We start from the raw sequence: 25,497 nt of genomic DNA, 5'->3' as shown, positions 1-25,497 counted from the left end.
CTTCGCGAAACGAAGGAGGAATTGCCGCTTGACCCCGGCTGCCGGTCGGCGCGCGAGCGCGCGCAACCTGGATTGAGCGTCAGCTCAACCGCAGCAAGGGTGGGGGCGCGTGGATGGGCGCGAGCCCGATGTGATGTTGACTTGCCATGTTTTCGATGGCAACTGGCGCGATGGAGACAGGCGCTACCGATGACTCAACGCCCGAGGGCACCGGCATCAGCCAGCGCAGGCAAAGTTGAATCAGCAGCATCAACACAAGGGACTCGCTTCGATCCGCCGGCAGCTTGTCGCCTGCCGGCTGGTATTCCGTATCGGTGTTTCGTGGGCGTCGGCTTGACTTGAACGTGGCGCCTGCCGCTTTGCACTCTTGCGCGTAGCCTGCAGATTCAACGCCCAAGCGGCATCGACCTCGCAGCGCTGCCGGCAGTGCTCTAAACTTCTGATTAATCAAGCACTTACAAGACCGCGCTGGTGAAAAACATTATAGGTGCGAAGCCAAGCCCCGCGGCAGCAGAAGTTCGCTTTCTGACGGTCGACGAGGAATTCGCGGGTCAAAGGCTCGACAACTTCCTGTTCAGAGAGCTCAAGGGCGTTCCCAAGACCCATGTCTACCGGATCATCCGGTCAGGCGAAGTGCGCATCAACAAGGGCCGGGCGCAGGCCGAAACCCGCCTGGAAGCGGGTGACGTGCTGCGGCTGCCGCCGCTGCGGATGGCCGTGCGGAACGAGGGGGAGGGCAGCCCGCCGCTCGCGCCGGCCCGCGAATTTCCCTTGTTGTATGAGGATGACGCGCTGCTCGCGCTCGACAAGCCGGCCGGCGTGGCCGTCCATGGCGGCAGCGGCGTGAGCTCCGGCGTGATCGAGCAACTGCGCACCGCGCGGCCCGCGGCGCGATTCCTGGAACTCGTGCACCGGCTGGATCGGGAGACCTCGGGCATCCTCCTGGTCGCCAAGAAGCGCAGCGCGCTGACCGGCCTGCAGGACCAGTTCCGCGAGCGCGAGACCGGCAAGACCTACCTGGCGCTGGTCGAGGGCGATTGGCCCGTCAACAAGAAAGTGCTCGACGCACCGCTCGCACGCTACCTGCTGCCGGGCAAGCCGGGTTCAACGGAGCCGGGGGAGCGGCGCGTGCGCGTCGTGGCCAAGGACCACCCGGACGCCATGCGTGCCGTGACGCTGGTGAAGGTGCTGGCGCGCGTCTCGCTGCCGATCGAGCCGGCAGCCTTTTCGCTGCTTGCCGTCACCATCAAGACCGGCCGCACGCACCAGATCCGTGTCCATCTCGCATCCGGCGGCCATGCGATCGCCGGCGACGACAAGTACGGCGACTTCGAGCGCAACCGCGCGTTGCAGAAGCTCGGCCTCAAGCGCATGTTCCTGCATGCCTGGCGCCTCCAGTTCACCCACCCCGCGAGCGGCGAGCGCATGGCGCTGCAGGCCGAGCTGCCGCCCGAGCTGCGGGCGCTGATGCCGCAGCCGGCGCTCGACGCGCTTGCCGTTCCCGCTCCTTCCCTTGCCCATGACTGACATCCGTCCACGCCGCTTCGACCTGATCGCCTTCGATTGGGACGGCACCCTCTACGACTCCACCCGCCTCATCGTGCGCTGCATCCAGGCCGCGGTGGTCGACGTCGGCGGCGCCAAGCCGAGCGAGAACGACGCCGCCTGGGTGATCGGCCTGGGCCTGGCCGAGGCGCTGGCCCGTGCCGCGCCCGATGTGCCGCGCGAGAAATACGCCGAACTCGGGGCGCGCTATCGCTATCACTATCTCAAGCACCAGGATGACCTCGTGCTGTTCGACGGCGTCCTGCCGATGCTCGACGCCCTCCATGCGCGAGGCCACAAGCTGGCGGTGGCCACCGGCAAGTCGCGGCGCGGACTGGACGAGGCGCTGGCCACGGTCGCGCTGCGCGAGCGCTTCGACGCCTCGCGCACGGCGGACGAGACCTTCGGCAAGCCGCATCCGCGCATGCTGCTGGAGCTGATGGAGGAGATGGAGGTGCCGGCCGAGCGCACGCTGATGATCGGCGACACCACCCACGACCTGCAGCTCGCGATCAATGCCGGCTGCGCGCGCGTGGGCGTGAGCTACGGCGCGCACGAGCACGAGACCTTCGACCCCCTGCAGCCGCTGTACGTGGCGCATTCGGTGTCCGGTCTGACGCAGTGGCTACTCGACAACGCATGAAAATCGGGGGATGAGCGAAAGCATTCCCCTGTGCAACGCTGCCGACCTGGTCGAGGGCGGCCGCGCCGTGCCCTTCGATGTGGTGCTCGGCGGCCAGACCTGCCGGGCCTTCGCGATCCGCTTTGAAGGCCAGGTACATGCCTACCTGAACCGCTGCAGCCACGTTGCGATGGAGCTGGACTTCCAGCCGGATCGCTTCTTCGACGACAGCGGGCAATGGCTGCTGTGCGCGACCCATGGGGCGGTCTACAAGCCGGACACCGGCGAATGTGCCGGCGGCCCCTGCCGCGGGGGCCTCGTGAAGATCGCTTTGAGCGAACGGGACGGCGTGGTGCACTGGCATACTGCCTGGAACCTCCAACCCCTGGCTTTCTGACATGACCGACCCCCACCGCACGGAACCCGAGGGTTTCGAGCCATTCGAGCGCGCCGCCCCGGCGCGCAGCTCCAGGAACGATCCGACCCAGCAACCCGGCTGGGAACGCGCGACGCTCGAGAAGCTCGCCTTCGCCAGCCTGCGCGAGCAGCAGGCCACACGCCGCTGGAAGACCTTCGTGCGGCTGAGCTGGCTGGCCTTCTTCATCTTCCTGGTCTGGCTCGCGGTCTCGAAGGGCACGCCAACCACCGCCAAGACCACCGCGCACACGGCGGTCGTCGAAATCAAGGGCGAGATCGCCAACGGCGCCGACGCGAGCGCGGAGTTCGTGGTGGCGGCGATGAAGACCGCCTTCGAGGACGAGGGCGCCAAGGGTGTCGTGCTGCTGATCAATTCGCCCGGCGGAAGCCCGGTGCAGGCCGGCATCATCAACGACGAGATCCGTCGCCTGCGGGCCAAGCACAACAAGCCGGTGTATGCGGTGGTCGAGGAGACCTGCGCCTCCGCGGCCTACTACATCGCCGCGGCGACCGACAAGGTCTTCGTCGACAAGGCCAGCATCGTCGGCAGCATCGGCGTGCTGATGGACGGCTTCGGCTTCACCGGGCTCATGGAGAAGGTCGGCGTCGAGCGCAGGCTGCTGACGGCCGGCGAGAACAAGGGCTTCCTGGACCCCTTCAGCCCGATGAGCGACGCCCAGCGCGCGCATGCGCAGCAGATGCTCGAGCAGATCCACGCGCAGTTCATCGACGTGGTCAAGAAGGGCCGGGGTGATCGGCTGAAGACCGGCGCGCCGGGCCTGTTCAGCGGCCTGTTCTGGAGCGGCCAGCAGGCCGTGGAACTGGGGCTGGCCGATCAGCTCGGCAATGTCGACTTCGTCGCGCGTGAAGTCATCAAGGCCGAGGAAGTCATCGACTACACCCGCCGCGACAACGTGGCCGAAAAGCTGGCCAAAAAGTTCGGGGCGGCACTGGGCGATGCTTCGGTGCGTGCGATGCGCAGCGTGCCGGCACTGCGCTGATCAGGTCGGGGCGGCCCAGCGCGCCGATGCTGCGAGCGCCACGGCGAAGGCCACCACGACATAGAGCGCTGCGGTCAGGGAGCTGACCTCGGCGAGGAAGCCGATCACTGGCGGCCCCGCCATGAAGCCCAGGTAGGCCGCTGCCGAAACCGCGGCGATGCCGCGTGCCGGCTCGACGCCCGGCACGCGCGCCGAGGCAGCGAAGAGGATGGGCACCACGTTGGCGAACCCGGCTCCCACGCCGGCGAACCCGGCCAGCGCCAGCCAGGGCGCATCGGTCAACAGGACCAGCGTCATGGACGCCGCTGCCAGCAAGGCGCTGCCGCGCAGCAGCACGGCCGGCGCGAAGCGCGCCCGCATCGCGTCGCCGCCGAAGCGTGTGGCGGCCATCGCGGCCGAGAAGCTGGCGTAGGCGAGGGCGGCCTGCTGCTGCGGGCTGCCCAGTTCCTGCTTGAGGTAGAGCACGCTCCAATCGTAGATCGCGCCCTCGGCGATCAGTCCGAGGGCGGCCAGCACGCCCAGGATGACAAGTGCGCCGCGGGGCAGCCGAAAGCCCTCGTTGCCGACGGCGAAAGCGGTGGCTTCCCTGGGCAGCATCCATGGGGTGGAGAGCACGATCGCGAGGGCCATCGCCACCGCGACGAGCGTCAGGTGTGACTGCGGTGCCATTCCCGCAGCCAGTGCCGCGCTGCCGGTCACGGCCCCGGCCATGCCGCCCAGGCTGAACATGCCGTGCATCCCGCTCATGAGCGGATGGCCGTTGCGCAGCTCGAGTTCTGCGGCTTCCGTGTTGATCGCCACATCGAACACGCTGGTGACGATGCCGAAGGCCGCCAGCAGTCCCAGCAGTGCGGCGTAGCCCGGCATGACCAGCAAGCCGGCCAGCAGCAGGGCGTAGACCGCGCCGCAGAGTCCGGCGGTCGCCCGCGCGCCGTAGCGCCCGATCCAGCGGCTCGCCTGCGTCAGGCCCAGCAGGGCGCCCGCGCCGGCCGCGAGCATGGCCAGTCCGAGCTCCGCCTCGCTGACGCCGTAGTGCGCCTTCACCGTCGGGATATGGACGCCCCAGGTCGCGAAGATGAAGCCCGAGGCGAAGAACTGGGTACGCGCGGCCCAGCGCATGCGCGCGGACAGCTGCATCACGGTGGCGGACATGGCTAGCGTCCGATCGCGAAGACGGCGGGCATGCGGTCCTCGATACCCGGCGGCCTGGCGCGCCAGGCCTTGACCGTCTCGCTGCGGATGTCGGCGCTCGCGAGCGTGAGCCCGCGGGCCACCGCGAGGCGGGTGTTGTGCTGGAGGGTCTGGATCAAGGCTTGGAGCAGGGCCGCATTGCGGTAGGGCGTTTCGATGAAGAGCTGGGTCTGGCCGGTTCGCAGCGCGAGCGATTCGAGTTCGCGGATGCGCTGCGCGCGCGCGTCGGCGTCCTGCGGGAGGTAGCCGACGAAGGCGAAATTCTGGCCGTTGAGTCCGCTGGCCGCGAGTGCGAGCAGCAGCGACACCGGCCCGATGAGGGGCGTCACCGCAATGCCCAGCTCATGGGCGGCGCGCACCACGGAGGAGCCGGGGTCGGCGACGGCAGGCATGCCGGCCTCGCTGAGCAGACCGACGTCGGCGCCGGCCAGCGCCGCGGCGAGCAGCGGCCGCGCGTCGAACTGGCCCGCGTGGTGATCGCCCTTCTTGTGAACCTCGCGCGGCAGCTCCTGGATCTGCTGCGCCTGCAGCGGCGCGGCCAGCGGCACCACGCCATCGATGCGCTTGAGAAAGGCGCGGGCCGACTTTGCGTTCTCGCAGATCCAGCGGGTGAGGCCCGCGGCTGCCTGCAGGGTGCCCAGGGGCATCACCTCCTGCAACGGGGCCTGCGTGTCGCATCCGAAATCCAGAGGCGCCGGAACCAGGTAGAGCTTGCCTCGGCTCACAAGAGATCGACTCCGGCCGCGCGCAGCATGTTGGCCGTGCGGATCAGCGGCAGACCCACGAGGGCCGTGGGGTCGTCGCTGTCGATGGCATCCAGCAGCGCGATGCCGAGGCCTTCGCTTTTGGCGCTGCCAGCGCAGTCGTAGGGCTGCTCCGCGAGCAGATAGCTTTCGATGGCCGCATCGCTGTAGTTGCGGAACACGACCCGCACGGGCGCGAGCTCGCGCTGCGAGAAGCTGCTGGCCTGGCAGACCACGGCGACGGCGGTCTGGAACACAAGCGTCTGGCCGCGCATGCGCTGCAGCTGGGCGGTCGCGCGGGCGTGGTCACCGGGCTTGCCGAGCGGTTCGCCCGCCAGGTCGGCCACCTGGTCGGAACCGATCACCACTGCCTCGGGAAAGCGGCGGGCCACCGCCATCGCCTTTTCGAGGGCCAGCCTTTCGGCCAGGGCGCGCGGGGACTCGCCCGGCAACGGTGTTTCGTCGACCTCGGGCGGTTGAACGTCGAAGGGCAGCCGAAGGCGGCCGAGTAGCTCGCGGCGGTAGCGCGAGGTCGAGGCAAGTATCACGGGGCGTTGCATGGCCCATGATTGTGCGTGAGCGGTTTAGACTGGCGCCGATGAGCAGAGAATTCACCCCTGGCAGGCTCGATGTGGGCCGCTTTGCCGAGGCGGCCGGGACGCTTTCAGGCGCCGAGCCTCTCCAGGTCTATCCGCGCCTGAGCGCCGAGGTGGCCGGCCCGGCTGCCCATGCGCGCGTGCAGTGGGAGGCGGTTGGCGCCGAGCACGACGGTCAGGCGGGAGGCCAGGTTCCCTGGCTTCATCTGACCGCGTCGACCACGGTGCCGCTGATTTGCCAACGCTGCATGACGCCGGTCGATATCGAACTGCAGGTCGATCGCTGGTTCCGATTCGTCGCAGATGAGGACACGGCAGCCGCCGAAGACGAGGAGTCCGAGGAGGATGTGCTCGTCGCCAGCCGTGATTTCGACCTGCACGCCTTGATCGAGGACGAACTGCTGATGGAAATCCCCGTCACCCCGCGACACGAACATTGCCCGGAGCCGGTGAAGCTGTCGGCAGCGGATCCCGATTTCGAAGCCGCCGAGGCCGCTCGCCCCAACCCGTTCGCCGTGCTCGGCACGCTGCGCTCGGACAAGCAGAAATAGGCTTGGAATTGCCGAACTGGCGTCCAGTGCCTGAATGGGGCTATAATCATGGGCTTCGCGCGCGCCGCCCTTTGCATGTGGCCAATGAAGAACGGCAGGGGCCGTCAGGACTTCCGGTCGAGCGCGTGCCCGCCCACTCACCCGAACACTTTCAGGAGCCAGCATGGCTGTCCAGCAAAACAAAAAGTCGCCGTCCAAGCGCGGCATGCATCGTTCCCACAACGCACTGGGCACGCCAGGCCTGGCCGTCGAGCCGACCACCGGCGAGACGCATCTGCGCCATCACATCAGCCCGAACGGCTTCTACCGCGGGCGCAAGGTGCTCAAGACAAAGTCAGAAGCCTGATCCGCTGTTTCAAGGCTGAAGGCCCGAAGCTACTTTTGCCGTAGCGTCGGGCCTTTGTTTTGATGGCTACGCCTTCCGAATCCACTGTTTCTGCACCCTCCGCGATCACGCTGGCCGTCGATTGCATGGGGGGGGACCATGGGCCGCGCGTCACGCTCGCGGCCTGTCGGGCTTTTCTCGAGCGCCACGCCGAGGCCTCGCTGCTCTTGGTGGGTGCGCCGGCTGCGATGGCTGGCTTTTCGCATCCGCGTGCCCGGGTGATTGCGGCGAGCGAGGTGGTCGGCATGGACGACCCGATCGAGGTCGCGCTGCGCAAGAAGAAGGACTCGTCGATGCGCGTCGCCATCCAGCAAGTGAAGGACGGCGCCGCCCAGGCCGCGGTCTCGGCTGGCAATACCGGCGCCTTGATGGCCATTGCGCGCTATTTGCTCAAGACGCTCGAAGGGATCGATCGGCCGGCCATTGCCCCCCAGCTTCCCAATAGCAAGGGCGGCGCGACCACGGTGCTCGATCTGGGTGCCAATGTGGACTGCGACGCCGAAGACCTTTTGCAGTTCGCAGTGCTGGGCTCCGCGCTGGTCTCCGCGCTGACGGGGAACGAGTCCCCGTCGGTCGGCTTGCTCAATGTCGGCGAAGAGGCGATCAAGGGCAGCGAAACGATCAAGAAGGCCAGTCAACTGCTCAGAAAAGCAGCAAGCTCCGACGATCTGAATTTCTACGGCAACGTGGAAGGCAACGACATCTTCAAGGGCACGACAGACATCGTCGTCTGTGACGGCTTCGTTGGCAATGTCACCTTGAAGGCAACCGAAGGGGTGGCAACGATGATCGTGGATTTCCTTCGCATCGAGTATTCGAGCAACATTTTCAGCAAATTTGCCGCGATCGTGTCCTATCCGGTCCTAAAGGCGCTCAAGCGCCGATTGGATCACCGGCGGTACAACGGTGCTGCCCTGCTGGGGCTCCGCGGACTGGTGTTCAAGAGCCACGGTTCTGCTGACGACGTGGCTTTCGGTCACGCGCTCGATCGCGCTTATGATGCCGCTCGCAACAACCTGCTCGATCGCGTGCGGGCCCGCATCGCCCACGCCGCGCCACTGCTCGCGCGGCAAGAGCCGGCGACGCCGGTCGACACGGCGGCACTCCACGTTTGATGACTCCTTTTTCTCGCATCACCGGCACCGGCAGCTACCTGCCACCGCGTCGAGTGACCAATGACGACCTCGCCCGCGATCTCGCGGTGCGTGGCATCGAGACGTCCGATCAGTGGATCGTCGAGCGAACCGGCATTCGCGCGCGCCATTTCGCGGCGCCCGAGGTGGCGAGCAGCGATCTGGGCCTGCAGGCTGCCAAGCAGGCGCTGGAGGCCGCGGGCCGCAGCGCCGCTGACGTCGACCTCATCATCGTGGCGACCTCCACGCCCGACATGGTGTTTCCCTCGTCGGCCGCCATTCTTCAAAACAAGCTGGGCATTGCCGGCTGTCCTGCCTTCGATGTGCAGGCGGTATGCAGCGGCTTCGTCTATGCATTGACCGTGGCGGACGCGATGATCCGCACGGGCAGCGCCAAGTGCGCGCTGGTCATCGGCGCGGAAGTGTTCTCGCGCATCCTCGATTTCAACGACCGCACCACCTGCGTGCTGTTCGGCGATGGCGCCGGCGCGGTGGTGCTCGAGGCCAGTGCCGAGCCCGGCATCCTGGCCAGCGATCTGCATGCCGACGGCAAGCACGTCGGCATTCTGTGCGTCCCAGGCCATGTCTCGGGCGGGGATGTGCTCGGCACGCCGCTGCTCCATATGGATGGACAGGCCGTGTTCAAACTGGCCGTCCGCGTGCTGGAAGAGGCGGCGCGTGCCTGCCTGCAGAAGGCCGGCAAGACCGATGCGGACATCGACTGGCTGATCCCGCATCAGGCCAACATCCGCATCATGGAAGGCACAGCTCGCAAGCTGAAGGTCCCGCTCGACAAGCTGGTCGTAACCGTCAACGAGCATGGCAATACGTCCGCCGCCTCCATCCCGCTGGCATTGGACGAGGCGGTGCGCTCGGGCAAGGTGAAGAGGGGCGACACAGTCATGCTCGAAGGCGTAGGCGGCGGCTTCACCTGGGGCGCGGTGCTATTGACTATGTAGTGCGACGACGCGCCGCCCCGTGGGCGGCGGGGCGCGCAACGGAGACACAACAATGAAATCCTTCGCTTTCGTATTTCCGGGCCAGGGCTCGCAGGCGGTCGGCATGCTCGACGCCTGGGGCGATCACCCGGCCGTGGCGGAGACGCTGCGCGAAGCGTCCGACGCGCTGGACGAGGATGTCGCGCGCCTGATCCACGAAGGCCCGAAGGAAGCATTGGCCCTCACCACCAATACGCAACCCGTGATGCTGGTCGCCGGCGTCGCTGCCTGGCGTGCCTGGCTGGCCGAGGGCGGTTCCAAGCCGGCGCTGGTCGCCGGCCATTCGCTGGGCGAGTACTCCGCACTCGTCGCTTCCGGTGTGCTGACGCTGGCGCAGGCCGCGCCGCTGGTGCGCTTTCGCGCCCAGGCGATGCAGCAGGCCGTGCCGGTGGGCGTGGGTGCGATGGCGGCGGTCCTGGGCATGGACGCGGAGAAGGTGAAGGCAGGCTGCGCCGAGGTGACGGCCGGCTTCGGCCCCGGCAGTGCCGAGGTCGTCGAGGCCGTGAACTTCAACGATCCGATGCAGACGGTGATCGCGGGCAGCAAGGCTGCGGTCGACAAGGCCTGTGAAGTGCTCAAGGCACAGGGCGCCAAGCGTGCGCTGCCCTTGCCGGTGTCGGCACCCTTCCACTCCAGCCTGATGCGGCCGGCAGCCGAAGCCTTGCGCGAGCGCCTCGCGTCGGTGAGCTTCGCTGCGCCGCAGATTCCGATCCTCAACAACATCGACGTTGCGGTGGAAACCGATGCCGATCGGATCCGCGATGCGCTGGTGCGCCAGGCGGCGGGTCCTGTGCGCTGGGTCGAGAGCGTGCTGGCCTTGAAGGCGCGCGGCGTGGAAGTCATCGTCGAATGCGGTCCCGGCAAGGTGCTCGCCGGCATGGCCAAGCGCATTTCGCCCGAACTCTTCGCGGCCTCGGTGTACGACCCGGCGACGCGCGCGGAATCCCAGCAATTGCTCGGCGCCTGAGCGTCGGGCTTCGAACATCCATCTCCTATGAGCATTCCCAAATTCGAAGGCCAGGTTGCCCTGGTCACCGGCGCCTCGCGCGGCATCGGGGCAGCGATCGCGCTCGAGCTGGCACAACGCGGCCTTCAGGTCATCGGCACCGGCACCACCGAAGAGGGCGCCAACAGGATCACTGGTGCGCTCGGAGCGCACGGCGGGCGAGGCCTGGCGCTCGATGTGAACGACGGGCCGGCGGTCGAGGCATTGATCGACCAGATCGTCAAGGCCTACGGCGCGATCCACGTGCTGGTCAATAACGCGGGCATCACGCGCGACATGCTGGCCATGCGTCTCAAGGACGAGGACTGGGACGCCGTGCTCGACACCAATCTCAAGGCCGTCTTCCGCCTCTCGCGCGCGGCGATCCGCCCGATGATGAAGCAGCGCTACGGCCGCATCATCAGCATCACCAGCGTCGTCGGTGCGTCAGGCAATGCAGGCCAGGCCAACTACGCCGCCGCCAAGGCCGGCGTCGCGGGCATGACCCGTGCCCTGGCACGCGAGCTCGGCAGCCGCAACATCACGGTCAACTGCGTGGCGCCCGGCTTCATCGAGACCGACATGACCGCCAATCTGCCCGAAGCCCAGCAGCAGGCGCTGCTGGCGCAGATTCCGCTCGGCCACCTCGGCAAGCCGGCCGACATCGCGCATGCCGTTGCCTACCTGGCATCGCCGCAGGCGGCCTATGTGACCGGGCAGGAGTTGCATGTCAATGGCGGCATGCATATGTGAAAGCAGGGCGCAATTCTTTTGCCCGCCGATCCGGACCCGGATGCCACAATCCGGCCGGCTAAAATCATCGATTACCTACAACCCTCAGAGGGAACCAAATGAGCGATATCGAAGCACGTGTCAAGAAAATCATTGCCGAACAACTCGGCGTTGAAGAGTCCCAGGTCACCAACGAAAAGGCTTTTGTCGCCGATCTCGGTGCGGACTCGCTCGACACGGTCGAACTGGTGATGGCACTCGAAGACGAATTCGGCATCGAGATCCCCGACGAAGACGCCGAGAAGATCACGACCGTCCAGAACGCCGTCGACTACGCCACCAAGAATCAAAAGGCCTGATATCGGCCACACTGGGTTCCCGCATCGGCTCGCGGCTGCCATGATGGCGCAGCCGCCCCGCGGTCTCAGTGACTCCAGAAAGGTTTGCCGGCATGACCAAACGCCGCGTCGTCGTGACCGGACTCGGTTGCATTGCCCCTGTCGGAAACACCGTTGCCGAGTCCTGGGCCAATCTGCTCGCCGGAAAGTCGGGCATCGACACAGTCACCAGCTTTGACGCGAGCGCGCTCGCGTGCAGGTTCGCGGGCGAAGTGAAGGGATTCGACATCACCCAGTACATCGCCGAGAAGGAAGCGCGCCACATGGACCGCTTCATCCATCTCGGCCTGGCTGCCGCGATGCAGGCGGTGCAAGACAGCGGCCTGCCGACCGGCGATGCGCTGGCCCAGGAAGATGCCGTTCGCATCGGCTGCAATATCGGCTCGGGCATCGGGGGGCTCCCCATGATCGAGGCGACGCATACCGAGCTGACCAACCGGGGCCCGCGCCGCGTCTCTCCCTTCTTCGTGCCGGCGTCGATCATCAACATGATCTCCGGCCACGTGTCGATCAAGTACGGCTTCAAGGGGCCGAACATCGCGATCGTCACAGCCTGCACCACCGGCTTGCATGCCATCGGCACCTCCGCTCGAATGATCGAGTACGGCGATGCCGATGTGATGATCGCGGGCGGTGCCGAGTCCACGGTCTCGCCGCTCGGTATCGGCGGCTTCGCCGCGGCCCGCGCGCTGTCTACCCGCAACGACGACCCGGCCACGGCTTCTCGCCCCTGGGACCGCGATCGCGACGGCTTCGTGCTGGGCGAAGGCGCCGGCGTGGTGGTGCTCGAGGAGTACGAGCGAGCCAAGGCGCGCGGCGCCAAGATCTACGCCGAAGTCGCCGGCTTCGGCATGAGCGCCGATGCGTTCCACATGACCGCGCCGGACGTCGACGGACCGTGTCGTTCGATGGTGGCAGCGCTGAACAACGCCGGCGTCAATCCCGACCAGGTGCAGTACCTGAACGCGCATGGCACCTCGACGCCGTTGGGCGACCTCAACGAGACCAATGCGATCAAGAAGGCCTTCGGCGAACAGGCCGGGAAGCTGGTGGTGAACTCGACAAAGTCGATGACAGGCCATCTGCTGGGAGGCGCCGGGGGCATCGAGTCGGTGTTCACCGTGCTGGCGGTTCACCATCAGAAGAGCCCGCCGACGATCAACATCTTCAATCAGGACCCGGAGTGCGATCTCGATTACTGCGCCAATGAGGCGCGCGATCTCAAGATCGACGTCGCAGTCAAGAACAACTTCGGGTTCGGCGGCACCAACGGCACGCTGGTGTTCAAGCGCGCTTGAATTCCCTGTATCCATGCACGGCGCCCCCTCGGTGAGTTATCCGGTGGGGCGGTCGCGCATCGCCGGCCGGCTTTTGCTACTCCTTTGGATCTGCGGCGCCTGCTGCGTGGCTGCGGCGTGCCTTCGGCTCGGCAAAGCAGGCTGGCGCTTCGGCCTCCTGGTGGTGAGCGTCCTCGGCGCGGGCGGGGCGGCCTGGGCGAGTTCGCTGCGCCGCGCCCCGCTCTCCTTCCTGAATTTCGATGGCCTGCGCTGGTCGATCTCCGGCGCGACCGGCTTGCACGCGGCCGACGCGAGGGTGGCGCTGGATGGCCAGTCCTGGCTGCTGGTTCGCATGGCCGAGCCTCGGCACGCTGCCCGATGGGTCTGGCTGGAGCGGTGCGCCCTGCCGCAGCGCTGGCAGGACTTGCGCCGTGCGGTATATTCGCGCCCCGTTCCGGCCGGCCAGGCCTTGACCGACCCCCGGTCCGCGCCCGCCGGCGCGCAGCATCCTCTTTCATGACCGCCTCTCCACCGCCCGTGCCGCCCGACACCGGCTTGACCGACGCATCTGCCGCTGCGCCGAGGGCCGGAGAGGTCGACCTTCTGCTGGTCCAGCGCACGGTCGCGGGTGACCAGAAGGCCTTCGAGCTGCTGGTCATCAAGTACCAGCGCCGGATCGAGCGGCTCATCGGCCGCATGGTCCGCGATGTCAACCTCGTCGAGGACATCGCGCAGGAGACCTTCATCCGCGCCTATCGTGCCCTGCACCAGTTCAGGGGCGAGGCTCAGTTCTACACCTGGCTCTACCGGATCGCCGTCAACACCGCCAAGAAGGCCCTGGTGGACATGAAGCGCGATCCGACCGTGACCGAGAGCACGTTGCGTTCGTCTTCCGAGGATGAGGATGAAACTTACCGGCCCGGAAACGAACCAACCAGCGACGAGACGCCCGAATCCGTGTTGGCCGCGAACGAGATCGCGGCCGCCGTCGACGCAGCGATGGAAGCCCTGCCCGCAGAGCTGAGGCAGGCGGTCACGCTGCGCGAGATCGAAGGCATGAGCTACGAAGAGATCGCCGAGGTCATGAATTGTCCGATCGGCACGGTACGGTCGCGGATCTTCCGGGCGCGCGAAGCCATTTCGGCCAGGGTCAAACCGTTGCTGGACAACCAGTCCGGCAAGCGTTGGTAAGCAGGTGAATGAGATGAAGAACACAACCACAGTCCATGAGCAGGTTTCCGCACTCGCCGACGGGCATCTACGGGACGACGAGTTCGCTCAGGTGATCGACAAGGTCTGCAGCAGCGAGGAGTTGCGTGCGACCTGGCATGCCTACCACGTGGTCGGGGATGTCTTGCGCTCCGGTGTCCATAGCGCCTGCAGCGACAGTTCGCAGTTTCTCTCCCGGCTCCAACAGCGGCTGGCAGCGGAGCCCTCCGCCCCGACGCTCGCCCCGGACGCAGCTACGATGCCCCTGCTGCGTCGTGCCGAGGCGGCCAACGAGCCGGTGTTCCGGTGGAAACTCGTGGCCGGTGCGGCATCGCTGGCGGCTGCAGCGGCCATCGGCTGGAACTGGGTCGGAGGCACCGGTCCTCGGCCGGCGGCGCAACTGGCGCAGCAGCAGCAGCAACAGGTCTCCGGTTCGGTGCTCGCCGCCAGCGGGTCCTCGCCGCAGGCCGCTTCCGTGCTGACGCCGATGCGGGTCGTGGTAGGAAATGGCAATCCGCAGGTCATGCTGCGCGATCCGCGCCTGGACCAGCTGCTTGAAGCGCACCAGCAGGCGGGCGGCGCTTCGCAGATGCCTTCCGGATTCTTGCGCAATGCGACCTTCGACGGGCCGGCCCGCTGATCGTTGGTTTGCAAACGTCCGCAATGACTGTATCGATGCCGATGTCCGCGCGTGGTGCGGTGATTCTCGTTGCTGCGCTCTGCATGGCGCAGGCGGTCGCGGCCCAGAGCCGGGCCCCCTCGCCGTCTGCGAAGGGGCCGATCAGTGCGTCAGGCGGCGAGGCACCGGCGCTGAGCGTGGTCGATTGGCTGCAGCGCATGCATGCCGCGTCCCGCCAGCGTTCCTATGCGGGGACCTTTGTCGTTTCGGCTGCCGGCGGGAACTTGTCGAGCGCCCGCATCTGGCACGTCTGCGAAGGTGACCTTCAGCTCGAGCGCGTCGAGGTGCTGTCCGGGCCGCCGCGCTCGACCTTCAGGCGCAATGATCATGTGATGACCTTTCTGCCCGAGACGAAGATTGTCAAAAGCGAGAAGCGCGAGAACCTCGAACTGTTCCCGAACCTGCTCGGTGCACCCGATTCCGCCATCGGCAACTACTACGGTGCGCGTGTCGTGGGCAAGGATCGCGTCGCGGGCTTCGATGCCGACGTGGTGCAGCTGGAGCCGCGGGACGGCTTGCGCTTCGGCTACCGCGTCTGGAGCGAGCGGCGCTCTGGCCTCGTGGTGAAGTTGCAGACCCTCGATGGCGATAACCGCGTGATCGAACAGTCCGCGTTTTCCGAACTCCAGCTCGATGCGCCGGTCAAAGCGCAAGCCCTGGCGCAGATGATGAGCAGCACGGCGGGCTACAAGGTGGAGAAATCCGAGCTCCAGCGCACCACGCCGATCAAGGAGGGTTGGTCCCTGCGTACCCCGATCGCCGGCTTCAACCCGGTCAGCTGCTACAAGCGCGCGATGGGCGGCGCGGGGGGCGGTGGACAAGGGCATACGATGCAGTGGATATTCTCGGATGGCCTGGCAACCGTCTCGCTTTTCGTGGAGCCTTACGACGCGCAACGCCAGGCTCGGGAGGTCCTTCTCGCGCTCGGCGCGACCTACACGCTGACACGCCGCTTGACGGACAAGGATGGCGATTGGTGGCTGACCGCCGTCGGCGAGGTTCCGCCGCAGACGCTCGATGCGTTTGCGCAAAGCCTTGTTCGCGCGCGCTGAGCCGCCATATCCATGTTTTCTAGTTTTCTCCAACGAAGGAAGCCGATGATGTTCAGAACCGAGAGGAACAGGATCCGCTCATTCCTCGTGGCCGGCGCATTCATGCTCGCCTCCGGCGCCGCACTGCTGCCGGCCACACCTGCCAGTGCGCAGACGCAGGCCCGTGTGCTGCCCGACTTCACCGACCTGGTGGATCAGGTCGGTCCGTCCGTGGTCAACATCCGCACGGTCGAGAAGGTGGCGGAGCGCGGTGGCAGCGGCGAGATGGACGAGGAAATGCAGGAGTTCTTCCGCCGCTTCTTCGGCCAGCCTATGCCCAACATCCCGCGGCAGGGACCACGCCCGAACAGGCCTCAGGGGCCGCAGGAAGAGGCACGTCCGCGCGGTGTGGGTTCCGGCTTTATCCTGACCACCGATGGCTTCGTGATGACCAACGCCCACGTGGTCGACGGCGCCTCCGAAGTGTTGGTGACATTGGTCGACAAGCGCGAATTCAAGGCCAAGATCATCGGCGCCGACAAGCGCACCGACGTTGCGGTCGTGAAGATCGACGCGACCGGGCTCCCTGCGGTCAAGGTCGGCGACATTTCCAAGCTGCGCGTTGGCGAGTGGGTGATGGCCATCGGCTCGCCCTTTGGCCTCGAGAACACCGTGACCGCCGGCATCGTGAGCGCAAAGCAGCGCGACACGGGCGACTATCTCCCCTTCATCCAGACCGACGTCGCCATCAATCCGGGCAACTCCGGCGGACCGCTGATCAACATGCGCGGCGAAGTGGTCGGCATCAACAGCCAGATCTATTCGCGTTCGGGCGGTTTCATGGGCATTTCCTTCTCCATTCCCATCGACGAAGCGATTCGCGTGAGCGAGCAGCTGCGCGCGAACGGCCGCGTGTCGCGCGGGCGCATCGGCGTGCAGATCGACCAGGTGACGAAGGACGTCGCCGAATCCATCGGCCTCGGCAAGGCGCAGGGGGCGCTCGTGCGTGGGGTGGAGACCGGCTCGCCGGGCGAGAAGGCCGGCATCGAGCCTGGCGACATCATCACGCGCTTCGACGGCAAGGCCATCGAGAAGCCCAGCGATCTTCCGCGTCTCGTGGGCAATACCAAGCCCGGCACCAAGAGCACCGTCACCGTGTTTCGTCGTGGCAATTCGCGCGACTTGACCGTGACGATCGCCGAGTTCGAGCCCGACAAGCCGACGCAGACGTCGGAGCGCGAGGAGCAGCCGGCCAGCAAGCCATCGGCCTCGGCCGCCGCCAAATCGCTGGGCCTGACCGTCAGCGATCTCACCTCGGCGCAGAAGAAGGAGCTCAAACTCAAGGGCGGCGTGAAGATCGATTCGGCTACCGACGCCGCGACCCGCGCTGGCCTGCGCGAGGGCGACATCGTGCTGGCCGTCAACAACACGGAAGTGGGCAACGCCAAGGAGTTCGAGTCCGCGCTGGTGAAGGCCGACAAGAGCAAGCCCGTCAGCGTGCTTTTCCGCCGCGGCGACTGGGCGCAGTACGCCCTGATTCGCCCCGCACGCTGAACGGCGCTGGCGTCAAGTGGCCCCATCCCGCAGTCGGGTTTGGGGCTTTTTTTCCACCTCGTTTTGGTGTTCCCGCAACCCGGAGCAAAAAATTTTTCGGCGTTCCACATGCCTTCAATTGGTTGGCGGTCACTAACTTTAGAGGGGGCTAATGACGGTTTTCGGTAGAATAGGGCCTCCACAGCCCGCGGCTGGCGCATAAGCCGGCAAGCCTTCTCCACGATGCGAGATTCCCGCGTGCCGTCCACCGACGCTCCACAGATCGCCCACAAGTTGTTAAGGAACTGGTCCACCGATCCTGTTGATAAGTTGTTTATAAGTCCCATGTTGCTGACCTGCAACGACCGATCCGAGGCCCCCGCCCGGCTGTACGCGCCCCCCTTTTTGCCTACAATGAAGTTCCAACTACTGCAGTTGCCATTGCTTGTTGGTTCAGGGCGCGTCTCTTGGGGACGCGCCCTTTTTTCTTGCCTGTTGCCTGCTGCGCACGAGCCAATTCAAGTACTTAAGCGTTCCCGTTGATGAATCACATCAGAAACTTTTCGATCATTGCGCACATCGACCATGGCAAGTCGACGCTCGCAGACCGCTTGATCCAGCGCTGCGGAGGGCTCGCCGAACGCGAGATGGAAGCGCAGGTTCTCGACTCGATGGACATCGAGAAAGAGCGTGGGATAACCATCAAGGCGCAGACCGCCGCGCTGCACTACAAGGCACGCGATGGACAGGTCTACAACCTCAATCTGATCGACACGCCGGGTCACGTCGACTTCTCTTACGAAGTGAGTCGCTCGCTCTCTGCATGCGAAGGCGCACTGCTCGTCGTCGATGCAAGCCAGGGCGTCGAAGCACAGACGGTGGCCAACTGCTACACCGCGCTCGATCTCGGTGTCGAGGTGGTGCCTGTACTCAACAAGATGGATCTGCCGCAGGCCGACCCCGACAACGCGAAGGCAGAGATCGAGGACGTGATCGGCATCGACGCGGGCGACGCGATTCCCTGCTCGGCGAAGACCGGCATGGGCATCGACGAAATTCTCGAGGCCATCGTGGCCAAGGTGCCGGCGCCGCGCGGCAATCCCGATGCGGCCTTGCGCGCGATGATCATCGACAGCTGGTTCGACGCCTACGTGGGCGTGGTGATGTTGGTGCGCGTGGTCGACGGCCGCCTGGCAAAGGGCGACCGCATCAAGATGATGGCCTCCGGCGCGAGCTACAACGCCGACAGCCTCGGCGTCTTCACCCCTGCGACGGAGCCTCGCCAGTCGCTCGAGGCAGGCGAGGTCGGCTTCATCATCGCCGGCATCAAGGAGCTGCAGGCCGCGAAGGTCGGCGACACCGTCACCCAGATCAAGACCGGCAGCGGCGGCGCGGCTGCCACCGCCACCGAAGCCTTGCCCGGCTTCAAGGAAATCCAGCCGCAGGTGTTCGCCGGCCTCTATCCGACCGAGGCGAGCGAGTACGACTCGCTGCGCGACGCGCTGGAGAAGCTCAAGCTCAACGACTCCTCATTGCACTACGAGCCGGAGGTGTCTCAGGCGCTGGGCTTCGGTTTCCGCTGCGGTTTCCTGGGCCTGCTGCACATGGAGATCGTGCAGGAGCGGCTGGAGCGCGAGTTCGACCAGGACCTGATCACGACCGCGCCCAGCGTGGTCTACCAGGTCGCGAAGAACGACGGCGAGGTGATCATGGTCGAGAACCCGTCCAAGATGCCCGACGTCGGCCGCATGGCGGAGATCCGCGAGCCGATCGTGACGGTCCATCTCTACATGCCGCAGGAATACGTCGGCTCGGTGATGACGCTGGCCAACCAGAAGCGCGGCGTGCAGATGAACATGGCCTACCACGGCCGCCAGGTCATGCTCACCTACGAGATGCCGCTGGGCGAGATCGTGCTGGATTTCTTCGACAAGCTGAAGTCGGTCAGCCGCGGCTACGCGTCGATGGACTACGAGTTCAAGGAGTACCGGGCCTCGGACGTGGTCAAGGTCGACATCCTGCTCAACGGCGACAAGGTCGACGCGCTGTCGATCATCGTGCACCGCAGCCAGAGCCAGTATCGCGGCCGGGCGGTCGTTTCCAAGATGCGCGAGATCATCAGCCGCCAGATGTACGACGTTGCGATCCAGGCCGCCATCGGGGCCAACATCATCGCGCGTGAGACAATCAAAGCCCTGCGCAAGAACGTGCTCGCCAAGTGCTACGGCGGCGACATCACCCGCAAGCGCAAGCTGCTCGAGAAGCAGAAAGCGGGCAAGAAAAGAATGAAGCAGATCGGCTCGGTCGAGGTCCCGCAAGAGGCCTTTCTCGCCATCCTGCAGGTCGAAGACTAAGAACACGGCATCGATGGCATTTCTCACCTCCCTGATCCTTGCAGCTTTCGTCGGTTATATCGGTGCCTGGTACTTCGGTGCAGTCGAAGGCAATTTTGCGCTGCTGCTGTTTCTTGCGACCGTGGTCACGGGCGTGTACTGGCTGGCGGAGCGCTTCTACTTCCTGCCGCGGCGACTCAGGGCGGCCGCGGCGCTGGAGGGCTCGCTGACCCAGCGGCGCGAAGAACTGGCCCGCCAGGGCATCACCCAGGTCGACACCACGGACCCCAAGGTGCGCGAGCGTCTGCTCATGCAGCCCTGGTGGCTGGACTGGACGGCGGGCCTGTTTCCCGTGATCCTGGCGGTGTTCCTGCTGCGCTCTTTCCTGGTCGAGCCCTTCAAGATCCCCTCGGGCTCGATGATGCCCACGCTGCTGACCGGCGACCTGATCCTGGTCAACAAGTTCACCTACGGCCTGCGCCTGCCCGTCATCAACACCAAGATCACCGAGGGCACCCCACCGGCCCGTGGCGACGTGATGGTGTTCCGCTACCCGCCCAAGCCGAGCATGGACTACATCAAGCGCGTTATCGGCGTGCCGGGCGATGAAGTCGCCTACCTCAACAAGAAGCTCACCATCAACGGCCAGCCGGTCAGCAAGCAGCCGGTGCCCGAGTATTTCGACGAGGAGGCGATGCGCTACCTCAAGCAGTATTCGGAGGACCTGGGCGGCAAGCAGCACATGCTGCTCAACGACGACGGCCGTCGTGCCGGCCTGTCGGAGGCCGAGATCATGGCGTTCCCGAACCAGGAAAATTGCCGCTACAGTGTCGAGGGCGTTGTGTGCAAGGTGCCGCCCGGCCATTACTTCATGATGGGCGACAACCGCGACAACTCGCTCGATTCGCGCTACTGGGGCTTCGTGCCGGACAAGAACATCGTGGGCAGGGCTTTCTTCGTCTGGATGAATTTCGGCGACCTCAAGCGCATCGGCGGATTCCAATAATCGGGGTTTTGGAGGGAAAGAGGGCATGAGTGCAAGTCAATCCAGGAGGCGCCAGCGTGGCATCTCCTTCATCGGGCTGCTGTTTGTCGCCATCGTGCTGGCCTGTGTCGGCGTGGTGGTGGCGCAGGTCATTCCGACGCTGATCGAGTACCAGGCGATCACCAAGGCGGCGAACAAGGCCAAGGAGGGCACGACGGTCCCCGAGGTGCGGGCGATCTTCGATCGCGCCCAGGCCATCGACGACTTCCAGTCGGTCTCGGGCAAGGACCTCGATGTGAAGAAGGTCGGCGACAAGGTCGTGGTGTCCTTCGCCTACCAGCGCGAAATTCACCTGTTCGGCCCGGCCTACCTCACGCTGAAGTACGAAGGCCAATCGCGCTGAAATGGAAGCCCACAGGATCGCAGCCCAGCCCTTGCATCGCCCTGTGGGGGGCGCGCGCCTGCCCCGGGGCGGCGCCGCGGCGGGCCGGCTGTGACCGGCGGTGACCTTGCCGCGCTGCAGGCGCGCATCCAGCATTCCTTTTCCGACCCGCGGCTGCTTCAGCGCGCGCTGACGCACCGCAGTTTCTCGGCCGACCACAACGAACGGCTCGAGTTCCTGGGCGACTCGGTCCTCAACCTCGCGGTCGCCCACCTGCTTTATGAACGGCTATCGCAACTGCCCGAGGGCGACCTGTCCCGGGTGCGGGCCAACCTGGTCAAGCAGGACACCCTGCATCAGCTGGCGCTCAAGCTGGCGCTGTCCCCGCTGCTGCGGCTGGGCGAAGGGGAGGCGCGCTCCGGCGGGCCGAACCGGCCCTCTATCCTGGCCGACGCGCTGGAAGCGCTGATCGGCGCCGTCTACCTCGACGCTGGCTATGGCCCGGCACAGGCGCTGGTGCGACGCCTCTACGAGTCGGTGGCCATCACGCCGCGCATGGATGCGGTGGCCAAGGACCCGAAGACCGAATTGCAGGAATGGCTGCAGGGCCACAAAATGAAGCTGCCGGTCTACCGCGTGATCGGCACGCTGGGCGCGGCGCACAAGCAGACTTTCGACGTCGAATGCGAGGTGCCCGACCTGGACTTGCGCGAACGCGGCATCGGCGGCTCGCGCCGCGCCGGCGAGCAGGCTGCGGCGGCCGCCATGTTGATCCGGCTCAAGGCGCGCGGCGGCGCGACAAAGGCATCCCCATGAACCATCCCATCGAATCCGATCCGCTCCCTCCCGCAGAGGGCGCGGGGCCGGACGCATCCCCCGACCAGCGCTGCGGCCTGGTGGCCATCGTCGGCAAGCCCAACGTGGGCAAGTCGACGCTTCTCAATGCGCTGGTCGGCCAGAAGATCAGCATCACCTCGCGCAAAGCCCAGACCACGCGGCACCGCATCACCGGCATGCGTACGCGGGGGGCGACGCAGTTCGTCTTCGTCGACACGCCGGGCTTCCAGACCCTGCATGCCAACGCGCTCAATCGCTCGCTCAACAAGACGGTGGTGGGTGCGGTCTCCGACGTGGACCTCATCCTCTTCGTGGTCGAGGCCGGCAGCTTCACCCCCGCCGACGAGCGCGTGCTGAAGCTGCTCGGCACCGGCATCCCGACCGTGCTGATCGCCAACAAGCTCGACAACGTGCATCGCCGCAGCGAGCTGGCGCCCTGGCTGCAGGAAATGCAGGGCCGGCACGCCTTCGCCGAGTTCGTGCCGATGTCGGCCAAGAACCCCAAGGACATCGAGCGCCTGTTCGGGATCTGCGAAAAGTACCTGCCGCAACAGGCCTGGTGGTATTCCGAGGACGAGCTCACCGACCGCAGCGAGCAGTTCCTCGCCAGCGAGCTGGTGCGGGAAAAGCTGTTCCGCCTGACCGGCGACGAGCTGCCCTACACCTCGACGGTGGTGATCGACAAATACCAGGAAGAGCCGCCCGCCCGCAAGGGCCAGAAGCGCCTGCTGCGCATCGCGGCCACCATCGTCGTCGAGCGCGACAGCCACAAGGCGATGGTGATCGGCGACAAGGGCGAGCGCATCAAGCGCATCGGCACCGAGACCCGCCAGGAGCTCGAGAAGCTCGCCGACGCGAAGGTCTTCATCGAACTGTGGGTCAAGGTGCGTTCGGGCTGGGCCGACGACGAGGCGCGGGTGCGCTCGTTCGGCTATGAATGAGCGCACTCGCCGGTGAATGGCCGCCCATCGCGTTTCCCATGAACCGGCCTATGTGCTGCACCACTACGACTGGAGCGAGTCGAGCCTGATCCTGGAGGTGTTCACCCGCCACCATGGCCGCATTGCCCTGGTGGCCAAGGGGGCCAAGCGGCCCAGCTCCAATTTCCGGCCGGTGCTGCTGCCCCTGCAGCCGCTGCAGCTCAACTACGGCGGCGACGCCGAGATCCGCACGCTCAAGGGGGCCGAGTGGATGGGCGGCCATGTGATGCCGACCGGCGAGGCCCTGCTCTCGGGCTACTACCTCAACGAGCTGCTGCTGCGCCTGCTGGCGCGCGACGACGCACACGAGGCGCTGTTCGACGGCTACGCCGTGGTGGTGCAGGTGCTGGCGGGCGACCATGGCGGGGCCCAGGCCGCCACCCAGGCGGCCGCGCTGCGCGCCTTCGAGCTCCTGCTCCTGCGCGAGGTGGGGCTGCTGCCGGCGCTCGACGCCGAGACATTGACGCTGGCACCGCTGGACCCGCAGGCGCGATACGTGCTCGTGCCCGAGGCCGGCCTGCGCCAGGCCGCCGACGACGAGTCGGCGCTCGTCGGCGCCGAATGGCAGGCGTTGCAGCGCACCCTGGAGGAGCGCGCCCCGCTGGCCGCCGCGCTGCGACAGGTCGCGACGATGAATGCCGGCGCCAGCGGCGCCCTGCGCAACCAGCTGCGCGCGCTGCTCCACTACCATTGCGGTGTGAGCACCCTGCGCACGCGCCAGATGATGAAAGACTTGCAAGCCCTATGAGCACTTCACTGTCGATCAACCTCAACAAGGTGGCGCTGGTGCGCAACACGCGCTCGCTGGGCATCCCCAGCGTGCTCTTCGCCGCCGCGCTGTGCCTGGATGCCGGCGCGCACGGCATCACGGTGCATCCCCGGCCCGACCAGCGCCACATCCGCCCGCAGGACGTGCAGGATCTGTCGGAGCTGCTGCGCAAGGACTGGCCCCAGGCCGAGTTCAACATTGAGGGCAACCCCTTTCACAACCTGATGGATTTCGTGCGCGAGCTGCGCCCGCACCAGGCCACCTTCGTTCCCGATGACGTGGCCCAGTCGACCAGCGACCACGGCTGGACCTTCCCCGACGATGCCGATCGCCTGCGGCCGCTGATCGCCGAGGCCAAGACGCTGGGCGTGCGCGTGAGCCTGTTCATGGACCCGGAGCCGGACATGATGGCCGCCGCCAAGGCCGTCGGCGCGGACCGCATCGAGCTCTACACCGAGGGCTACGCCGCCTCGCGCGGCACCTCCAAGGCGGACGCGGTGCTGGAGCTCTACGCGGAAGCAGCCCGCGCGGCGCAGGCGGCCGGCCTGGAAGTCAACGCCGGCCACGACTTGAGCCGCGACAACCTCACGGACTTCCTGCGGGCGGTGCGCGACGTGCGCGAGGTCTCGATCGGCCATGCCTTCGTCTCCGATGCCCTGGAGCTCGGCTATGCCGCGGCCACCCGGGACTATCTGCGCTGTATTCGAGAGGCCGTGTGATCTACGGCATCGGCACCGACATCTGCGACATCCGCCGCATCGCCGCCACCTTCGAGCGCCAGGGTGAGCGCTTCGCGCAGCGTGTCCTGAGCGACGCCGAGCTGGAGGTCTGGCGCGCCCGCAGTGCGCGCTGGCCGAAGCGCGGCTTGCGCTACCTGGCCACGCGCTTTTCCGCCAAGGAGGCCTTCAGCAAGGCCATCGGCAAGGGCATGCGCATGCCGATGAGCTGGCGGCTGTGCGAGATCGCGAACCAGCGCAGCGGCAAGCCCGTGATCGTGCTTCACGGCGTGCTGAAGGATTGGTTCGAGGCCGAGGGCCTGGTGGCGCACGTCACCGTGACCGACGAGACCGACTACGCAGCGAGCTTCGTCGTGGTCGAACGCAAGCCATGACGGACCAGCAACCCATGCACGCTCCCTTCATCATCGACGTCGCGGGCACTGTGTTGAACGCGGCCGATCGCCGCCGCCTCGCCGATCCGCTGGTGGGCGGGGTGATCCATTTCGCCCGTAACTGGCAGGACCGGGCGCAGATGGGCGCCCTCAACGCCGAGATCAAGGCGCTGCGGCCCGACATCCTGATCTGCGTGGATCATGAGGGAGGGCGGGTGCAGCGCTTCCGCTCCGACGGCTTCACCCGGCTGCCCTCCATGCGCACGCTGGGCGAGCTGTGGATGCGCGATCCGCTGCGGGCCACCCAAGCAGCCGTGGCCTGCGGTCATGTGCTCGCCGCCGAGCTGCGCGCCTGCGGCGTCGACTTCAGCTTCACGCCCGTGCTCGACCTCGACTACGGCGAGAGCAGCGTGATCGGCGACCGCAGCTTCCACCGCGATCCGCGCGTTGTCGCGATGCTCGCGCGAAGCCTGGCGCATGGCCTGCTGCAGGCAGGCATGTCGAACTGCGGCAAGCATTTTCCCGGGCATGGATTCGTGCGCGCCGACTCGCACGTGGCGATCCCCGTGGATCGCCGCAGCCTCAAGACGATCCTTGCGGACGATGCGCGACCCTACGACTGGCTGGGCGGAACGCTGGCGGCGGTGATGCCCGCGCATGTGATCTATCCGAAGGTCGACGCCCGTCCGGCAGGCTTCTCGCCGAAGTGGTTGCAGCAGATCCTGCGCGGCCAGCTGGGCTTCGAAGGCGCGGTGTTCAGCGACGACCTCAGCATGGAAGCCGCGCGCAGTATCCAAGGCGAGCTGCTGAGCTACACCGATGCCGCGCTCGCTGCCCTCGACGCGGGGTGCGACCTCGCGCTGCTGTGCAACCAGAGCATCGGCGAGAGCTCGGTGCTCGACGAAGTGCTCGAGGGCTTCGCGGCCGCGCGGCGCGACGGCCGCTGGAAGCCCGAGGCCGCTCGCGAGGCGCGCCGGCGCCGCCTGCTGCCGCGGGACGATGCGCTCGCCTGGGACGATCTCATGCGCGACCCCGGCTACCGGCAGGCGGCCGCGACGCTGTCCAAACTCTGAC

General features: G+C 66.5%; 29 protein-coding genes. 26 read left to right on the top strand and 3 right to left on the bottom strand.

Annotation, left to right across the window (positions count from 1 at the left end; all coding sequences use genetic code 11):
- Nucleotides 1–471 precede the first annotated feature (471 nt).
- From AC3A6X_RS12245 to AC3A6X_RS12230, 4 genes are read left to right on the top strand one after another with little or no spacing between them, the layout of a single operon-like run.
- Nucleotides 472–1,527, top strand: a complete 1,056-nt coding sequence (locus tag AC3A6X_RS12245; protein ID WP_487842396.1) for an RluA family pseudouridine synthase — start codon at nt 472–474, stop codon at nt 1,525–1,527.
- Nucleotides 1,520–2,188: an HAD-IIIA family hydrolase gene (locus AC3A6X_RS12240; protein WP_487842395.1), complete on the top strand. Its 669-nt coding sequence runs from the start codon at nt 1,520–1,522 to the stop codon at nt 2,186–2,188. The genes AC3A6X_RS12245 and AC3A6X_RS12240 overlap by 8 nt, the downstream gene beginning before the upstream one ends.
- 10 nt (nt 2,189–2,198) lie before the next feature.
- On the top strand, nt 2,199–2,564 hold the full coding sequence (locus AC3A6X_RS12235; protein ID WP_106558625.1) for a Rieske (2Fe-2S) protein: 366 nt from the start codon (nt 2,199–2,201) through the stop codon (nt 2,562–2,564).
- Between the two features lies 1 nt (nt 2,565).
- Nucleotides 2,566–3,585: a S49 family peptidase gene (locus AC3A6X_RS12230; protein WP_487842394.1), complete on the top strand. Its 1,020-nt coding sequence runs from the start codon at nt 2,566–2,568 to the stop codon at nt 3,583–3,585.
- Here AC3A6X_RS12230 and AC3A6X_RS12225 read toward each other — a convergent pair whose 3' ends face one another.
- From AC3A6X_RS12225 to AC3A6X_RS12215, 3 genes are read right to left on the bottom strand one after another with little or no spacing between them, the layout of a single operon-like run.
- The gene (locus AC3A6X_RS12225; RefSeq protein WP_487842393.1) at nt 3,586–4,737 is read right to left on the bottom strand and encodes an MFS transporter; all 1,152 of its coding nucleotides are present in this window, start codon (nt 4,735–4,737) and stop codon (nt 3,586–3,588) included.
- A gap of 2 nt (nt 4,738–4,739) precedes the next feature.
- The gene (locus AC3A6X_RS12220; RefSeq protein ID WP_487842392.1) at nt 4,740–5,501 is read right to left on the bottom strand and encodes an SAM-dependent methyltransferase; all 762 of its coding nucleotides are present in this window, start codon (nt 5,499–5,501) and stop codon (nt 4,740–4,742) included.
- Nucleotides 5,498–6,079 (bottom strand): Maf family protein, encoded by a 582-nt coding sequence (locus AC3A6X_RS12215; RefSeq protein ID WP_487842391.1) that lies wholly within the window; start codon nt 6,077–6,079, stop codon nt 5,498–5,500. Before AC3A6X_RS12215 ends, AC3A6X_RS12220 begins: the two co-directional genes overlap by 4 nt.
- A 38-nt stretch (nt 6,080–6,117) precedes the next feature.
- Between AC3A6X_RS12215 and AC3A6X_RS12210 the strand changes: the two genes are divergently transcribed.
- The 22 genes from AC3A6X_RS12210 to nagZ all read left to right on the top strand — a co-directional run bounded on the left by AC3A6X_RS12210 (nt 6,118) and on the right by nagZ (nt 25,496).
- Entirely contained in the window at nt 6,118–6,666 is a 549-nt protein-coding gene (locus AC3A6X_RS12210; RefSeq protein ID WP_487842390.1) for a YceD family protein, read from the top strand.
- A 163-nt stretch (nt 6,667–6,829) separates the two neighbouring features.
- Entirely contained in the window at nt 6,830–7,012 is a 183-nt protein-coding gene (rpmF, locus tag AC3A6X_RS12205) for a 50S ribosomal protein L32 (protein WP_006297202.1), read from the top strand.
- A 62-nt stretch (nt 7,013–7,074) separates the two neighbouring features.
- Nucleotides 7,075–8,166, top strand: coding sequence for a phosphate acyltransferase PlsX (gene plsX / locus AC3A6X_RS12200; RefSeq protein WP_487842389.1), 1,092 nt, complete (start codon nt 7,075–7,077; stop codon nt 8,164–8,166).
- Nucleotides 8,166–9,143: a beta-ketoacyl-ACP synthase III gene (locus AC3A6X_RS12195; RefSeq protein ID WP_487842388.1), complete on the top strand. Its 978-nt coding sequence runs from the start codon at nt 8,166–8,168 to the stop codon at nt 9,141–9,143. The genes plsX and AC3A6X_RS12195 overlap by 1 nt, the downstream gene beginning before the upstream one ends.
- 52 nt (nt 9,144–9,195) lie before the next feature.
- Complete coding sequence (gene fabD / locus AC3A6X_RS12190) at nt 9,196–10,149, top strand: ACP S-malonyltransferase (RefSeq protein WP_487842387.1); 954 nt, start codon at nt 9,196–9,198, stop codon at nt 10,147–10,149.
- 27 nt (nt 10,150–10,176) lie between these two features.
- Nucleotides 10,177–10,920 (top strand): 3-oxoacyl-ACP reductase FabG, encoded by a 744-nt coding sequence (fabG, locus tag AC3A6X_RS12185; RefSeq protein ID WP_487842386.1) that lies wholly within the window; start codon nt 10,177–10,179, stop codon nt 10,918–10,920.
- Nucleotides 10,921–11,018: 98 nt separating this feature from the next.
- A complete protein-coding gene (acpP, locus tag AC3A6X_RS12180) occupies nt 11,019–11,258 on the top strand; it encodes an acyl carrier protein (protein ID WP_007830471.1) in 240 nt (79 codons plus the stop codon).
- 92 nt (nt 11,259–11,350) lie between these two features.
- Nucleotides 11,351–12,595, top strand: coding sequence for a beta-ketoacyl-ACP synthase II (gene fabF, locus AC3A6X_RS12175; RefSeq protein WP_487842385.1), 1,245 nt, complete (start codon nt 11,351–11,353; stop codon nt 12,593–12,595).
- Nucleotides 12,596–12,608: 13 nt separating this feature from the next.
- Nucleotides 12,609–13,094, top strand: coding sequence for a hypothetical protein (locus AC3A6X_RS12170; RefSeq protein WP_487842384.1), 486 nt, complete (start codon nt 12,609–12,611; stop codon nt 13,092–13,094).
- Nucleotides 13,091–13,765 carry an RNA polymerase sigma factor RpoE gene (rpoE, locus tag AC3A6X_RS12165; protein WP_487842383.1) on the top strand — a complete coding sequence of 225 codons (675 nt, stop codon included), beginning with the start codon at nt 13,091–13,093 and terminating at the stop codon, nt 13,763–13,765. The genes AC3A6X_RS12170 and rpoE overlap by 4 nt, the downstream gene beginning before the upstream one ends.
- A gap of 13 nt (nt 13,766–13,778) precedes the next feature.
- Entirely contained in the window at nt 13,779–14,423 is a 645-nt protein-coding gene (locus AC3A6X_RS12160) for a sigma-E factor negative regulatory protein (RefSeq protein ID WP_487842382.1), read from the top strand.
- A gap of 23 nt (nt 14,424–14,446) precedes the next feature.
- Nucleotides 14,447–15,514 (top strand): MucB/RseB C-terminal domain-containing protein, encoded by a 1,068-nt coding sequence (locus AC3A6X_RS12155; protein WP_487842381.1) that lies wholly within the window; start codon nt 14,447–14,449, stop codon nt 15,512–15,514.
- Nucleotides 15,515–15,559: 45 nt separating this feature from the next.
- Entirely contained in the window at nt 15,560–17,047 is a 1,488-nt protein-coding gene (locus tag AC3A6X_RS12150) for a DegQ family serine endoprotease (protein ID WP_487842380.1), read from the top strand.
- Nucleotides 17,048–17,568: 521 nt separating this feature from the next.
- On the top strand, nt 17,569–19,380 hold the full coding sequence (lepA, locus tag AC3A6X_RS12145; RefSeq protein ID WP_309972613.1) for a translation elongation factor 4: 1,812 nt from the start codon (nt 17,569–17,571) through the stop codon (nt 19,378–19,380).
- 13 nt (nt 19,381–19,393) lie between these two features.
- Entirely contained in the window at nt 19,394–20,365 is a 972-nt protein-coding gene (lepB, locus tag AC3A6X_RS12140) for a signal peptidase I (RefSeq protein ID WP_487842379.1), read from the top strand.
- A 25-nt stretch (nt 20,366–20,390) separates the two neighbouring features.
- Nucleotides 20,391–20,747, top strand: a complete 357-nt coding sequence (locus AC3A6X_RS12135) for a DUF4845 domain-containing protein (protein WP_487842378.1) — start codon at nt 20,391–20,393, stop codon at nt 20,745–20,747.
- A gap of 90 nt (nt 20,748–20,837) precedes the next feature.
- Nucleotides 20,838–21,542, top strand: coding sequence for a ribonuclease III (gene rnc / locus AC3A6X_RS12130; protein WP_309972608.1), 705 nt, complete (start codon nt 20,838–20,840; stop codon nt 21,540–21,542).
- Complete coding sequence (era, locus tag AC3A6X_RS12125; protein WP_487842377.1) at nt 21,539–22,504, top strand: GTPase Era; 966 nt, start codon at nt 21,539–21,541, stop codon at nt 22,502–22,504. The genes rnc and era overlap by 4 nt, the downstream gene beginning before the upstream one ends.
- 16 nt (nt 22,505–22,520) lie before the next feature.
- Nucleotides 22,521–23,291 (top strand): DNA repair protein RecO, encoded by a 771-nt coding sequence (gene recO / locus AC3A6X_RS12120; protein ID WP_487842376.1) that lies wholly within the window; start codon nt 22,521–22,523, stop codon nt 23,289–23,291.
- Entirely contained in the window at nt 23,288–24,031 is a 744-nt protein-coding gene (locus AC3A6X_RS12115; RefSeq protein WP_487842375.1) for a pyridoxine 5'-phosphate synthase, read from the top strand. The genes recO and AC3A6X_RS12115 overlap by 4 nt, the downstream gene beginning before the upstream one ends.
- Nucleotides 24,028–24,423, top strand: a complete 396-nt coding sequence (gene acpS / locus AC3A6X_RS12110) for a holo-ACP synthase (protein ID WP_106558647.1) — start codon at nt 24,028–24,030, stop codon at nt 24,421–24,423. Before AC3A6X_RS12115 ends, acpS begins: the two co-directional genes overlap by 4 nt.
- Nucleotides 24,420–25,496 (top strand): beta-N-acetylhexosaminidase, encoded by a 1,077-nt coding sequence (nagZ, locus tag AC3A6X_RS12105; protein ID WP_487842374.1) that lies wholly within the window; start codon nt 24,420–24,422, stop codon nt 25,494–25,496. The genes acpS and nagZ overlap by 4 nt, the downstream gene beginning before the upstream one ends.
- The last annotated feature ends 1 nt before the right edge of the window (nt 25,497 follow it).

It is taken from the genome of Variovorax sp. Soil_C_12 (genome assembly GCF_057657375.1).
The sequence above is the reverse complement of the archived record's forward strand: the minus strand, read 5'-3'. Positions and strand labels throughout refer to the sequence as shown.